This window comes from Fluviibacterium sp. S390, from assembly GCF_049800695.1.
In the GTDB taxonomy this organism is placed as follows: domain Bacteria; phylum Pseudomonadota; class Alphaproteobacteria; order Rhodobacterales; family Rhodobacteraceae; genus Meridianimarinicoccus.
Window position 1 is genome coordinate 105,838 of the sequence record NZ_JBNAFN010000005.1, and the last position, 13,364, is coordinate 119,201.

Sequence of the window (13,364 nt, forward strand, 5' to 3'; positions counted from 1 at the left end):
GTCGTGCCCATGGGGCGGGGCGTCACCACTTACATCGTGGTTTGGTACGATTTCAGTTCCGACCGTTCAAACGTCTTGCAAACGTCTTGCGCAGGGCAGCGTCCACATCGTCCATGGTCACCGGAAGCCCCAGATCCACAAGGCTGGTGACGCCATGTTCACGAATGCCACAGGGGACAATGCCGTCGAAATGGCTCAGGTCGGGTTCCACGTTGATCGACAGGCCGTGGAAGCTGACCCAGCGGCGCAGGCGCAGGCCGATGGCGGCGATCTTGTCCTCTTGCGGGGTGCCATCCGTGTTCAGGGGTTTGTCGTGGCGCACCACCCAGACCCCGACGCGGCCCGCGCGGCGTTCGCCCTTGACGTTGAACTCGGCCAGCGTGTCGATGACCCAATCCTCGACCTGCGCCACGAACTGGCGCACGTCGCGCCCGCGCTTTGTCAGGTCCAGCATGACATAGGCCACGCGCTGGCCCGGCCCGTGATACGTGTATTGCCCGCCCCGGCCTGCATCAAAGACCGGAAAGCGGTCCGGATCGGTCAGGTCGGCGGGATCGGCGCTGGTTCCGGCGGTGTAGAGGGGCGGATGCTCCAACAACCAGATCTGTTCATCGGCGGTGCCGTTGCGGATGGCCGCGGCACGGGCTTCCATGGCCGCCAAGGCGTCCGGGTAGGGCGTCAAGCCGTCTGTGATGGTCCAGGTAACCACGCGGGTCCTCATGCGTTTTCGGGGGTTCTAGCGGGCGCCGGGGGGCGGGGCAATCGGCAAAGCCGCGCGGTTTGACGGTGTGAATATCCGTCCCAAAGGCCGGGATCCCATGCTGCGAAAAAAGTGCCTTTCGGGCCGGGAAAACCGCTTCACATCCTTGAAACGGTCGGATACACCCCCGCCACTGTCACTGAGATGCGGTCGTGGCGGAATTGGTAGACGCGCAGCGTTGAGGTCGCTGTGGGGTAACTCCCGTGGAAGTTCGAGTCTTCTCGACCGCACCAGGACAGTCCTTCGGACATGATGACTTTGCTTCTGCCCGACCTGGCAGAGGTCGACGGTCTCTAGCCGAGCACTTGCAGCCAGAACCAGACTGTTCCCACCGACACTGTCGTGCCCAGCAAGACCGCTGACGCCGCGACCCGGCGGGCCGAACCGTACATGTCGGCAAAGACATATGTGTTGACGCCCGGCGCCATGGCGGCGGTAAGAACAGCGGCGCGGAACGCGTCGGGCGGCAGGTTCAGAACCTGTCCCATGATCCAGACGATGGCCGGATGCACCAGCACCGAAATCGCCACGATAAAGGCGATGGCCTTGGCGTCGCCTTCGGGGCGATAGCGGGTCAGAACGCCGCCCAATGCAAACAGCGCCGCCGGAAGGGCGGTGCGGGCGATCAGGTCGGCGGAGTCGTTCAGTGCGCCGGGCACCGGCAGCCCGGTCAGGTTGACCAGCAGCCCCAGCGCCAGCCCGATCACCAGCGCGTTCGAGAACATCGCCTTCAGGATGCGCAGCGAGGTGCGCCAGGTGCTCTGGCTGCCGCCGCGCACAATCTCCATCGCGGTGATGCCCACCAGGTAGCAGAACGGCGCGTGGATCGAGATGATGGCGAAATTCGGGGCCAGCGACTCGGCCCCATAAGCGCGTTCAGCGATCGGCAGTCCCAGCATGACCGAATTGGAAAACAATCCGCAAAAGCCGATGGCAACGCAATCGCTCCAGGATCTGTGAAACAGGAAGCGCGCGCCCAGAAGGCCCAGCACGAACCCCGAAAACGCGCCGACATAAAAGCTGGACAACAGGCGCAGATCAAAGCCTGCCGACAGGTCCAGCGTGGATATCGCGCGGAACAGCAGGCAGGGGATGGCGAATTTCTGCGTGAACTGCATCAGCCCGTTCACGTTGCTGTCACTGAACAACCCGCGCGCCGTGGTCAGATAGCCCGCCCCGATCACCAGAAAGACGGGCAGGACGACCTCGATCAGCGCGCCCAAGGATCAGACCGGAAAGCTGAGGGTGAGGCCGTCATGCGCCGGTACCACGTGGTCCGGGGTTTCGGCGGCCACCGTGGCATAGTCCAGATCGATATGCATGTTGGTCAGCACCGCGCGGCGCGGGGCCAGCTTGGCGATCCATTCCAGGCTGCGCGCCAGATGCGCATGGGTGGGATGGGGTTTGCGGCGCAGGGCATCGACGATGAAACAGTCCAGCCCTTCCAGCATTGGCCAGGCAGCATCCGGAATCTCGGAGACATCCGGCAGATATGCCACGTCCCCGATGCGAAACCCCAGCGCCTCGATGCCGCCGTGGGCCACCGCGAAGGGCCGCAGCACCACATCGCCGCCGGGGCCGGGCACCACCACATCACCGCGGATGAGCTTCAGGTTCAGGATCGGCGGATAGGGAGAGCCCTCGGGCTGCACGAAGGCATAGCCGAAGCGCGACAGCAGGTTGTCGCTGGTTTCCTCGTCGGCCCAGACATCCAGACGCTCGCGGGTGTTGAACACGACCTGGCGCAGGTCATCCAACCCGTGCACATGGTCGGCGTGGCTGTGGGTATAAACGACGCCGTTCAGCACACCGACGCCGGAACTCAGCAATTGGTCGCGCATGTCGGGCGAGGTGTCGATCAGCACCGTCGTGGTTCCCGCGTCGCCCTCACGCTCGACCAGCAGTGAACAGCGCCGCCGCCGGTTGCGGGGGTTGTCGGGGTCGCATTCACCCCAATGCCCGCCCAGTCGGGGGACCCCGCCCGACGATCCGCAGCCCAGGATGGTCAACCGGATCTCGCCCATCAGGCGGCATCCGCGGCACGCCAGGCGGCGGCCTTGGCGAACAAGCGGTCGAAATTTTCGCTGGTCTGGCGGGCGAACTCTGCCGTGCTGACGCCGAAAACCTCGGCCCCGACGGCGGCGGTCTTGGCGACATAGGCCGGTTCATTGCGCCTGCCACGATGCGGCGGTGGCGCGAGGTAGGGGGCGTCGGTTTCGACAAGGATGCGGTCCAGGGATGCTTCCTTGAAGATGTCGCGCAGCTCTTGCGAGCGCGGGAAGGCCGCGATGCCTGACATGGACAGGTAGAAGCCCAGCTCCAGCATCGCCAGTCCCAGGTCGCGCCCCGACGAGAAGCAGTGCATCACGCAGTCGAAGGCCCCGGCCCGGTGTTCCTCGGTCAGGATGCGGGCCATGTCGTCGTCGGCGGCGCGGGCATGGATGATCAGCGGCAGGCCGGTCTGACGGGCGGCCTCGATATGGATGCGCAGGCTGTCCTGCTGCACGCCCGCGCTGTCCGAGGTGTAATAGTAGTCCAGCCCGGTCTCGCCGATGCCCACGAATTTCGGATGCGCGGCCAGCGCCACCAGATCCTCGACCGCGGCCAGCGGTTCCTCGGCCGCGCTCATCGGGTGGGTGCCGCCTGCCCAGAACACTGGATCATGGGCCTCGGCAATGGCGCGCACCTGCGGGGCGTTGCGCAGCCGGGTGCAGATGGTGACCATGCGGCTTACGCCAGCCTCGGTGGCGCGGGCAATCACTTCGGGCAGCTCGTCCTGGAAATCCGGGAAATCAAGGTGGCAATGGCTGTCGACCAGCCGGGGCTGTGGGGAATCTGTCATGACGCGATGGTTACCTTCCGGCGGCGCAGTCGGCTGCCAGCTTGTCTATTCTCAGAACCATATCGAGGATGAGGCTGTGAGCGTCAAGATTGACCGCCAATCCGCGCCGAACCCGCGCGGATTCGTCCTGCTGTGCCTGCGCCCATCGGCGACCCGCATCCGGGCCGGGCGCCAACCGCGCCAGCGGGTCGTCACCGCCCAGAACACCGGCGCGGGCGATCCGCGCCATGGCCTGATCCATCAGGTCCAGACACAGGCTGCGCTTGTCCTGGGCATCGCGCGCCGACAGACCCGCGGCCAGCGCCACCGCCCGCATCCGGTCGACACCGGGCATGGAGGCCAGAAGCGCGTCGATCTCGCGGCCCAGCGACACCCCGTCATGGACCTGCAGGCGCAGCGCGCCGCCGGGGCTGCCGTCGGCCAGTTGCGCAAGTGCTGTGCGTTCTTCCGCAGGCGTGTCGGGCAACAGGCGCGCCAGCACCTCGGCCATCTGCGCCTCGGGCAACCGGGCGCAGGGCAGGGTGCGGCAGCGTGAACGGATGGTCGGCAACAGGCGCGAAGGCATGTGGCTGACCAGCAGGAAAACCGTCTGCGCGGGCGGTTCCTCCAGCCGTTTCAGCAGCGCGTTGGCGGCATTGGCGTTCATCTCGTCGGCGGCATCAACGATCACCACGCGGCGGCCGCCGTCGGGCCGCGACAGGGCGAAAAACCCGTTCAAGGCGCGCACTTCGTCCACGGTGATGACCGTGCGCAGCTTCCTGGTCTTGGCGTCCCAGCCGCGCCGCAACAGGAACAGGCCAGGTTCGGAAAGCGCCTCGATCCGGCTGAGCGGCGCGGGATCGGGACCGGGGTCAAGGCTGGTCAGCGGCTCGGGTGCCCCGAACAGGCCCGCATCCGAGGATGGCTCGGGCGAGGTCAGTAGGAACCGCGCCAGCCGCCACGCCAGCGTGGCCTTGCCGATACCGGGCGGGCCGGTGATCAGCCATGCATGGTGCAACCGGCCGGTATTCACCGCTTCCAGAAACTGGCCTTGTGCCCGCTCATGGCCCACCAGCGACGGCGCAAACCTTGGATGCGCGGCCCCTTCGGCGCGGTCGGGTTCGGGCAGGTCCGGGGCGGTGCCGATCATGCCTTTTCGGTCTCGAACGCTGCCCGTACACGGGCGGCCACGGCGTCAAGCGACCCGGTGCCGTCGATCAGGCGCACACGCTCCGGCGCTTGTCGGGCAAGATCGTGAAACCCGGCGCGCAGACGTTCCTGAAAGCTCAGGCCGAACCCTTCGAACCGGCTTTCATCCTGCGCCGCGCCGGCCTCGCGCGCGACAGCGCGGTCCAGGCCTTGCGCCGGGGGCAGATCAAGAACGAATGTCAGGTCAGGCTGCACCCCGATCATCAGCGTGTGCAGCCGGTCCACCATATCGGTCAGGTCGCCGCGCGTGGTGCCCTGATAGACCCGCGTGCTGTCGGCGAAGCGGTCGGTGATGACCGTGGCACCCCGGTCAAGGGCCGGCTGGATGGTGCGTTCCCAATGATCGCGCCGGGCGGCGGTGAACAGCAGGATCTCGGTTTCCGGCGACCAGCGGTCGGGTTCGCCGCCCAGGACCAGACGGCGGATGTCCTCGGCCCCGGGCGAGCCGCCGGGTTCGCGGGTCAGCACCACCTCGCGGCCCTGCGCCCGCAGATGCTCGGCCAGCAACCGCGCCTGTGTGGACTTGCCGCTGCCGTCGATGCCTTCGAAGCTGATGAACCGGGGCGGCTGGTGCGCGGCGCTCAAAACAGCCCTTCCGCCTGACCGATGACCCGCGACACCAGCACCTGACCGGCGCTGCGCAGGCGCGGGACGAATCCGCCGAAGGTCACATCCTGATCCGACACCAGCGGCAGGCGGGCCTCGGGCAGGCCGGGGCGGGTGATGACCAGTTCGGCCACCGGCTGACCTGCGGCGATCGGCGCCTGCAGCGGGCTGTCAAAGACCACTTCTGCCGCGACATCGTTCTGCACAGCGCCGGTCAGGACCTTCAGGTCATCGGGGACCACCAGTCCGATCTTCTGGACGTTGCCCATCCAGACATCCGCCTCGGCGATGCGTTCGCCTGCCTCGGCCACCTCGACCTCGACGAACTGGCGGAAGGCCCAGCTGACGATGCGCTCGGCCTCCTGCGCGCGGGCGGCCGCCGACGTCAGGCCGGTGACGACAAAGACAATGCGCCGGGTGCCCTGCCGGGCCGAACCGACCAGCCCGTAACCGGCTTCCTCGGTATGGCCGGTCTTCAGCCCGTCGGCGCCGATATCCAGCTTCAGCAGCGGATTGCGGTTGAACCGGTTGTCCGGCGCGCGGCCGTCGAATTCATACTCGGGCATGGCGAAGAAACCATAGTATTCCGGGAAATCCTCGATCAGGTGCTCGGCCAGAATGGCCAGATCCCGCATGCTCATCCGGTGGTTGGGATTGGGCCAGCCCGACGCGTTGGCGAAGGTGGAATTTTCCATCCCCAGCTCTTTCGCACGGGCGTTCATCATCCGGGCAAAGGCGTCTTCGGTTCCCGCCAGCCCTTCGGCCACGACCACGGTGGCATCATTGCCCGATTGCACGATGATGCCCTTGATCAACTCTTCGGACGAGGGGCGGTCACGTTCGTTCAGGAACATGGTCGAGCCGCCCATCTGCCGCGCCTTGGTGGACACGCCAAAACGGGTGTCCAGCGTGACGTTGGGATTGTCGCGCAGGGCCTCGAACAGCATCAGCAGGGTCATCAGCTTCGACATGGAGGCCGGCGGCAAGGCAATATCGGGCTGCTTTTCCAGCAGCACGGTGTCGGTGCCAAGATCCACGACAAAGGCCGCTTTGGCTTGCGTTTCGAACGCGGTCTGAGCCGCGGCCGGAAGGGAGAGAAGGGCCAGAGTAAGGCCGGTGGTCACGAAGGCGCGCAGCATGTCAGGTCCTTGTCTGATCCGCATGGCGGCACCCTAGCACCGGGTTTGGGCAAGTCCAACCACGCCGGGCGCGGAGAATCGGGATCCGGTCCGGTGCGGTGACGTACCGGGGAGGGCCGTGGTCTTCGGATCAAAGGTCTTTCGGTTGCGAAAAGTGCGGCGTTCGGCACGCGGACGGCGGCAAGGCAGGGGATCCGGGCGCAATGCCACCCTTTCCTGACGCGGGCAGTTGGCGGCTTGCGACAAAAACCGCGCCCTCCAGCGACAGCATTGCCTGCCGCGGGTCAGGGGATCAGGATAACATCAACGGCGCATGACAGCGGCACGACCTTGGGTCGTTTCCCGAAGATGCCGCCCGAACCCTGTTGGAAAGGCGTGCCAATGGCAGAGATCAACTGGGACACGCATCGCCGTGAGGAACACGGGCTGGGGCGGCTGCAGGAGTTTCTCAAGCAGATCGTCTACGGCGGCAATGACGGGATCGTCACGACCTTCGCCATCGTCGCGGGTTTCGCCGGGGCTTCGGCCGAGGGGGCTGCGCAGATCGGGGCGCTGGCGGTTCTGGTGTTCGGTCTGGCCAATCTTTTCGCCGACGCGGTGTCGATGGGGCTGGGCGAGTTCCTGTCAACCCGGTCGCAGCGGGATCTGTACGTGTCGCAGCGCCGGGTCGAACTTGCGGAACTGCGAACCAACCCCGAGCAGGAGCGGCGGGAGATCGTGCAGATGCTTGCCGAACGCGGGATGCCGCTTGAAACGGCAGACCGTGTCTCGCACGACCTGATTGATTGCCCGGAACTGGTTGCCGACATGATGATGAGCTACGAATTGCAGATGCAGGACATGCGCAACGGCTCCCCGGCGCTGGATGGCCTGATGACCTTCCTGTCCTTCGTCGCCTTCGGGGTGATTCCGCTGACGCCCTATTTCCTGTTCGATCCCAGTCAGGCGGTGTTCCTGGCCTCGGTCTTGGCAACGTTCACCGCCCTTGTATTGCTGGGTCTGCTGCGCTGGTGGTCGACGCGGGAAAGCGTCTTGCGCTGTGTCGGAGAGACGGTTCTGGTGGGCACCACCTGCGCCATCGTGGCCTTTGCCGTGGGCGCGATTGTGGCAGGCTAGAACGATCAGGGGTCAAGGGCCGTGCCGGAGTTTGCGGGGATAAGGTGCCGCGCCGCCGCGCGGTATCCGTTCGGAAAGCAGGCGTGATGCGTCTTCTGTTTCCCGGCGGGTCCGGAAACGCCGGGCGGCATGTCGGCCGGCACCTGAGGGATCTCGGTCAGCAGAAGGTCAACACGGACCTGCTGCCCGTGGACAGGGATCAGGGTGTTTCCAACCGCAAGATCAGGACGATGCCGGGCTTCAAGGAACAGCCCGACGGGCAAACCCCCATCGCAGAGGCTGACCGGAAAGCGTGCGATCCGCGCCAATGTGCGAGGGATCAGAGCCGGCCAGCTAGGCCAGCACCTTGATGCGGGTCATCATGCCCGAGGCGGCATGGGCCAGCATGTGGCAATGGAACACCCAGTCGCCGGGATTGCTGGCCACGAAGGCGATCTCGCGCTGCTCGTCCGCGAACATCAGCAGCGTGTCGCGCAGCGGACCCAGGGTGCCGTCGGGGTGAACCTCGCGGAAGTGATGGCCGTGCAGATGCATGGCGTGCGGAAACATGGTGTCGTTCTGCAGTGTCACGCGCACCGTCTGGCCCCGCTCGGCCACGAACAGCGGTTCCTCCGGCATGCCGACCATCCCGTTGAAAGCCCAGAACTGGCCATTTTCCGCCGCCTCCCGGAAACTGGCCTTGCGGTCGTCCATCCGGGCCGAGGCAAAGCCCCGCATCGCGCCGCCATCCATCTGAAGATGGCTTTGCAACGCGCCGTCCAGCCCCGCGACCACCATGTCCGGATTGGGCGGCAAGGGGGACGGGGTGCCCCTTGGCTGAGTCGCGGCCACGCCACGCACCTCGAAAAGAACCTGCGAAAATGCTTCGTCGCCCTCGATCCGCACAAGATGCGCGGCGCTGCCATCCTCGGCGGTAACGTCGACGATCAGGTCGATGCGTTGCGCCGGGGCAAGCAGAAGTGACTCGTTCAACGGGCGCGGGGTGTCGAGCGGCATTCCGTCCAGCGCAACGACCCAACCCGCCAGCCCCTGAACGTTCAGGTCGAAAATCCTGGCGGTGGCCACATTGATCAGGCGCAGGCGCAGGCGTTCGTTCTGACGGGCCTGCAGGGTCTTGTTGAAGACGCCGTTGGTTATGGTGATGTTGCCGATCCGGCCAGCATGGCTGAAGTCATGCATGTTTCCGAAACCGGCGATCTGGCCGGTCTCGGGATCCAGCCGGAAATCGTCCAGCATCAGGATCTCGTCGCGATCCACGTCGGGGCCTTCGCGTTCCTCAACGATCAGCGGGCCGTGCAATCCGCGCGCCACCTGTTCGTAGGACTGGTTGTGTGAATGGTACCAGTAGGTGCCGGCATCGGGCAGATCGAAGTCATACAGAAAGGTCTCGCCCGGTGGCACGGCCGACTGCGTGACCCCCGGCACCCCGTCCATGGCATTGTCGATACGGATGCCATGCCAATGCACCGAGGTCGGCGCGGACAACGCATTGACCAGCGTGCGGGTCAGGCGGCTGCCCTGGGGCGCGCGGATCTCGGATCCCGGCAGTTTTCCGTCAAAGCTCCAGACCTGCGTCAGCGGATAGCCTTCCGGCGCGATCTGGGCCTGCGCCAGTCGCGCCTCGATCACCTCGGCGGTCGGTGCCGCGGCCTGCAGGGACTTTGGCACCAACGGCAGGGCCGCAAAGCTGGCACCGGTTTTCAGTAGCGTTCTGCGGGCGATCATCGGGCAGGTTCCTTGCAAGTGCGCACAAGTGGTCTGGGTGTTGGCACAGTGTCGACCACGTCTGGATATTCGGACAATAGCACCGCTGGGGCCGCTGGCCAGAGGGCTGGGGCAAACCCCGGCGGAGCGGAGGCAGTTTGCAGGTGTTCGTCAGTGCAGCCCATGAAATCGCCAGCCGTCGGAAACTCCCCTTGCGGGCCGCAAACACCGCCGCGTAAGCTTTGACCATTCAACAGTCAGGCCATGCGACACCCGAAGACTTCACGTTAATCCAGTCAGTTAATCGCGGACGCGCCATGGGGTAACCGGAGAAATCCCGGTCCGGAGCCGGTTCGCCATTTCACTGCGGGCGCCGCAGCACAGGGAGATACTGCTTTGACCACGGAAAAATCGACGGCCGCCACGGACAGCATCGAGGACGAGATCTACGGCGCGAGCGATCAGGCGCGGCAACTTCCGCGGGCACAATTTCCCGATGGGGCACGCCAACCGCAGCATGTCTATGCCGCGATCCGGGATGAATTGATGCTGGACGGCAATGCCCGTCAGAACCTTGCCACCTTCTGCCAGACCTGGGAGGAGCCGGAAGTTCACCAGTTGATGGAAGATTGCATCGACAAGAACATGGTGGACAAGGACGAATACCCCCTGACCGCCGAGATCGAGGCGCGCTGCGTGCGGATGCTGGCGCACCTGTGGAACGCGCCCGAAGGCCCCGCGGTCGGCACCTCGACCACCGGATCGAGCGAGGCGGCGATGCTGGGCGGGCTGGCGATGAAGCGCCGCTGGGAAGCGCGCCAGAAAGCCGCTGGCAAACCCATCGGCAAGCCCAACCTGATCACCGGACCGGTGCAGATCTGCTGGCACAAGTTCACCCGCTACTGGGACATCGAGCACCGCGAAATCCCCATGGAAAACGGCCGCCTGCTGATGACGCCGGAAGAGGTTCTGGCGCGCTGCGACGAGAACACCATCGGTGTCGTGCCCACTTTGGGCGTCACCTTTACCGGGGAGTACGAGCCGGTGCAGGCGGTCAGCGATGCGCTGGACCGCTATCAGGCCGAAACCGGACTGGACATTCCGATCCATGTGGACGGCGCCAGCGGCGCTTTTCTGGCCCCGTTCTGTGCCCTGGATATCCCGTGGGATTTCAGCCTGCCGCGGGTAAAGTCGATCAACGCCTCGGGCCACAAGTTCGGCCTGGCGCCGCTGGGGGTTGGCTGGGTCATGTGGCGCGAGGCAGCGGATCTGCCCGAGGACATGGTGTTCTGGGTCAACTACCTTGGTGGCAACATGCGCGACATCGCGCTGAACTTCTCGCGGCCGGGCGGGCAAGTGGTCTGTCAGTATTACAACTTCCTGCGGCTGGGGCGCGAAGGCTACCGCAAGGTGCATTCCGCCTGCTACCAGAGCGCCGCGTTCATTGCGCGCGAGATCGCCGCGATGGGCCCGTTCGAGATTGTCTTCGGCGGAGAGCCCGACAAGGGAATCCCGGCAGTGTCGTGGAAACTGAAAGACGGTGCAGACCCCGGTTTCACGCTGTTCGATCTGGCGGATCGCTTGCGCGTCCGTGGGTGGCAGGTGCCGGCCTATACGCTTCCGGCGAACTGTCAGGAACAGGCGATCCAGCGGATTCTTGTGCGCAACGGGGTCAGCCATGACCTGTGTTCGCTTCTGATCATGGACATGAAAAAGGCCATGGAGCACTTCAAGGCGCACCCGATCCAGCGGCCCATGACCGATGAAGATGCCACGGGTTTCCATCATTGAGGACAGGGATGGCGGCAGGCCGGCTGGCTGAGGGCATCGCATGACCGGACATCCGGCGGATTTCAGAACTGCGGGGGCCTGGCGCTTTGTCACCCTGCGCCGGTATTCCCATCGCGACCGCCCCTTGGTCTGGCGCGCCCGCCAGAACCGCAAGGGTCTGCTGCGGGACGAGCGCGGGCACGAGGCCCTCGCCATTCCGTTCTGGCACAGCAGCACCTACAACTGGATCATCGGACTGGTGTTCGCCATCGGGGCGATGCTGTTCATGCTGGGCGCGGGGGCATCCTTGCTGCCGACAAGTTGGGGCGGCATCCCTTCCGGCACCCAGATCGCGGTGATTTTCTTCCTTGGCTCCATCCCGTTCACCACGGCGGGCTACCTGCAGCACTTCCAGGCCGCCAATGCCGATGACTTCCGCCCAGATCCGAAGGACATTCGCCGAGGCGACCGCATCGCGCTGATCGGCTGGCATCCGAAAAACCCCGGCTGGCTGAGCACCTTTGCGCAGTTCGTCGGCACAGTCGCCTTCAACTTCAACACCTTCGATGCGATCAACGCACCATCGCAATGGCTTCTGCAGGACCTGGTGATCTGGGGGCCGGGCATGATCGGCTCGATCCTGTTTCTGCTGTCCGGCTACCTGGCCTTCATCGAGGTCTGCCACGGCTACTGGGCCTGGCGACCCAAGGACCTGGACTGGATCATCGTGAGCATCAACATGCTTGGATGCGTCTTTTTCCTGGTGTCCAGCCTGTTGGCCTTCGTGCCCGCGCAGGCAGAGCCGGGATGGATCCTGATCGTGGCCAATGCGCTGCTCGGGCTGGGCGCGCTGTGCTTTTTCATCGGGGCGGTGCTGCTGATGCGTGAAAGCGCCCAAGCTCGCAGGGCGGGAGCGCCCACATCAGCCTAGGGTGACCATCACAACCGCCCCGCTGTCAGCTTGCCTTCCGGGTGAGGTAGATTGGACGGTACGCGATCTGGGGCGCAATTCTGGCCTTTGAAGTCAAACCACGCCCCCATCGCTTGATATGTATCAAGCGGGGAGATGCTTGCGGCGGCGTATCATGCCCTAACGAAGCCGTTTGAGGCCGTAAGAATGACACGGACGAAATCGGAGACCGGGCGTTGCCACCGGCTCTGGCCGTTCCGCAGAGGCACTTCGCCGGTCGTCACCAGAGGCAGCAGAAATGAAGAGGTCCAGATGAAATCCACAGCCCTCACCGGGACAATCGCGGCGACATTGATTGCCAGCGTCCTGCCGGCCGCCACACGGGCCGACGAGGCGGACGCGCGGCGCATCCTTCAGTCCATGTCGAATTACCTTGGGGCGCTCGACGCGTTCTCTTTCAACTTCGACACGGAACAGGATGTGGTCACCGTCGATGGCGAGAAACTGGGGCTTGCGCGCTCGGGCCATATCGCCGTGGCGCGCCCCGGTCAGGTCCATGTGACCAGCAAGGGCGGCTTCACCGATCTTGAGATGGCCTTTGATGGTACGATCCTTGCCGTGGCCGACGCCGACACCGCGCTCTATACCAGCGTGCCGTTCGCGGGCGATCTGGCCGGTCTGATCGACGCCCTGCGCGACACCTACGCCCGGCCGCTTCCGGCGGCGGATCTTCTGATCCCCAATGCAGCGGCAACGCTGATGGAGGGGGTGACCGAGGTGAAGGATCTGGGCAGCGGTGTGATTGGCGGCATCGAATGCGATCATTTGGCGTTCCGCAACCCCCAGGCCGACTGGCAGCTTTGGGTCGCGCAGGGGGACACGCCGTACCCGTGCCGCTTTGTCATCACCTCGCGCGACGTGGCCCAGGCCCCGCAATACCGCGTCACCGTGGGCGACTGGCGCGAAACAGCTGACGGCGCCGCGTTTTCCTTCGCACCCGCCGACGGGATGATGGAAGTGGACATGGAAACCTTCGCCCTCAAAGCCCCGAATTTTCCCACCCATCTGACGCTGGAGGCCAGCCAATGACCCGTACTGCGCGCTTTGCTTGTGTTCTCGCCGGCCTGTTCGCCCTGACTGCCGCTGTCGAATTTGCCGGAACCCAATTCGGAACCGGCTCCATTGTCCCGGCGGCAGAGGCGCGCGTCGGACGCCCGCTGACCCCGGTCAGTGTTGCGGGTGTTGGCCGACGCACTGTGCGCCGCTGCGCCGTGGGTGTATACGATTGCTAAGGCCACAGGGGGGCACGCCGTGACATCCCGGCTGTTC

Annotated in this window: 12 protein-coding genes and 1 tRNA gene; 5 read left to right on the forward strand and 8 right to left on the reverse strand. The window is 65.2% G+C overall.

The genetic code is table 11. The annotated features are described in order from the left end of the window. Window positions 1-52: 52 nt before the first annotated feature. The gene (gene lipB, locus ACP15K_RS05825) at window positions 53-721 is read right to left on the reverse strand and encodes a lipoyl(octanoyl) transferase LipB (RefSeq protein WP_424990039.1); all 669 of its coding nucleotides are present in this window, start codon (window positions 719-721) and stop codon (window positions 53-55) included. Window positions 722-906: 185 nt separating this feature from the next. Between lipB and ACP15K_RS05830 the strand changes: the two genes are divergently transcribed. Further along, window positions 907-993, forward strand: a tRNA-Leu gene (locus ACP15K_RS05830). 60 nt (window positions 994-1,053) lie between these two features. On the opposite strand, the gene ACP15K_RS05835 is transcribed toward ACP15K_RS05830, so the two are convergent. From ACP15K_RS05835 to ACP15K_RS05860, 6 genes are read right to left on the reverse strand one after another with little or no spacing between them, the layout of a single operon-like run. After that, a complete protein-coding gene (locus ACP15K_RS05835) occupies window positions 1,054-1,983 on the reverse strand; it encodes an AEC family transporter (protein WP_193142430.1) in 930 nt (309 codons plus the stop codon). Between the two features lie 3 nt (window positions 1,984-1,986). Further along, window positions 1,987-2,784, reverse strand: coding sequence for an MBL fold metallo-hydrolase (locus tag ACP15K_RS05840; RefSeq protein WP_424990040.1), 798 nt, complete (start codon window positions 2,782-2,784; stop codon window positions 1,987-1,989). Then, window positions 2,784-3,602 (reverse strand): TatD family hydrolase, encoded by an 819-nt coding sequence (locus ACP15K_RS05845; protein WP_424990041.1) that lies wholly within the window; start codon window positions 3,600-3,602, stop codon window positions 2,784-2,786. The genes ACP15K_RS05840 and ACP15K_RS05845 overlap by 1 nt, the downstream gene beginning before the upstream one ends. 10 nt (window positions 3,603-3,612) lie before the next feature. Next, complete coding sequence (locus ACP15K_RS05850) at window positions 3,613-4,731, reverse strand: DNA polymerase III subunit delta' (RefSeq protein ID WP_193142427.1); 1,119 nt, start codon at window positions 4,729-4,731, stop codon at window positions 3,613-3,615. Beyond that, window positions 4,728-5,375: a dTMP kinase gene (gene tmk, locus ACP15K_RS05855; protein ID WP_193142426.1), complete on the reverse strand. Its 648-nt coding sequence runs from the start codon at window positions 5,373-5,375 to the stop codon at window positions 4,728-4,730. The genes ACP15K_RS05850 and tmk overlap by 4 nt, the downstream gene beginning before the upstream one ends. Then, window positions 5,372-6,559, reverse strand: coding sequence for a D-alanyl-D-alanine carboxypeptidase family protein (locus ACP15K_RS05860; RefSeq protein ID WP_394355474.1), 1,188 nt, complete (start codon window positions 6,557-6,559; stop codon window positions 5,372-5,374). Before ACP15K_RS05860 ends, tmk begins: the two co-directional genes overlap by 4 nt. A gap of 357 nt (window positions 6,560-6,916) precedes the next feature. Between ACP15K_RS05860 and ACP15K_RS05865 the strand changes: the two genes are divergently transcribed. Next, a complete protein-coding gene (locus ACP15K_RS05865) occupies window positions 6,917-7,651 on the forward strand; it encodes a VIT1/CCC1 transporter family protein (protein ID WP_193142425.1) in 735 nt (244 codons plus the stop codon). 333 nt (window positions 7,652-7,984) lie between these two features. On the opposite strand, the gene ACP15K_RS05870 is transcribed toward ACP15K_RS05865, so the two are convergent. Then, entirely contained in the window at window positions 7,985-9,376 is a 1,392-nt protein-coding gene (locus tag ACP15K_RS05870) for a multicopper oxidase family protein (RefSeq protein ID WP_424990042.1), read from the reverse strand. A gap of 375 nt (window positions 9,377-9,751) precedes the next feature. Here ACP15K_RS05870 and ACP15K_RS05875 point away from each other — a divergent pair, with 375 nt between their 5' ends. The 3 genes from ACP15K_RS05875 to ACP15K_RS05885 all read left to right on the forward strand — a co-directional run bounded on the left by ACP15K_RS05875 (window position 9,752) and on the right by ACP15K_RS05885 (window position 13,124). Then, window positions 9,752-11,146 (forward strand): glutamate decarboxylase, encoded by a 1,395-nt coding sequence (locus tag ACP15K_RS05875; protein ID WP_193142423.1) that lies wholly within the window; start codon window positions 9,752-9,754, stop codon window positions 11,144-11,146. A 40-nt stretch (window positions 11,147-11,186) separates the two neighbouring features. Beyond that, window positions 11,187-12,056 carry a hypothetical protein gene (locus ACP15K_RS05880; protein WP_424990043.1) on the forward strand — a complete coding sequence of 290 codons (870 nt, stop codon included), beginning with the start codon at window positions 11,187-11,189 and terminating at the stop codon, window positions 12,054-12,056. Between the two features lie 291 nt (window positions 12,057-12,347). Beyond that, complete coding sequence (locus ACP15K_RS05885) at window positions 12,348-13,124, forward strand: DUF2092 domain-containing protein (RefSeq protein ID WP_424990044.1); 777 nt, start codon at window positions 12,348-12,350, stop codon at window positions 13,122-13,124. The last annotated feature ends 240 nt before the right edge of the window (window positions 13,125-13,364 follow it).

Bases quoted from the DNA above. Each gene is read 5' to 3' on its own strand.
- lipB (WP_424990039.1), bottom strand. From the start codon at position 721: ATGAGGACCCGCGTGGTTACCTGGACCATCACAGACGGCTTGACGCCC.
- ACP15K_RS05840 (WP_424990040.1), bottom strand. From the start codon at position 2,784: ATGGGCGAGATCCGGTTGACCATCCTGGGCTGCGGATCGTCGGGCGGG.
- ACP15K_RS05845 (WP_424990041.1), bottom strand. From the start codon at position 3,602: ATGACAGATTCCCCACAGCCCCGGCTGGTCGACAGCCATTGCCACCTT.
- ACP15K_RS05850 (WP_193142427.1), bottom strand. From the start codon at position 4,731: ATGATCGGCACCGCCCCGGACCTGCCCGAACCCGACCGCGCCGAAGGG.
- ACP15K_RS05860 (WP_394355474.1), bottom strand. From the start codon at position 6,559: ATGCGGATCAGACAAGGACCTGACATGCTGCGCGCCTTCGTGACCACC.
- ACP15K_RS05865 (WP_193142425.1), top strand. From the start codon at position 6,917: ATGGCAGAGATCAACTGGGACACGCATCGCCGTGAGGAACACGGGCTG.
- ACP15K_RS05870 (WP_424990042.1), bottom strand. From the start codon at position 9,376: ATGATCGCCCGCAGAACGCTACTGAAAACCGGTGCCAGCTTTGCGGCC.
- ACP15K_RS05880 (WP_424990043.1), top strand. From the start codon at position 11,187: ATGACCGGACATCCGGCGGATTTCAGAACTGCGGGGGCCTGGCGCTTT.
- ACP15K_RS05885 (WP_424990044.1), top strand. From the start codon at position 12,348: ATGAAATCCACAGCCCTCACCGGGACAATCGCGGCGACATTGATTGCC.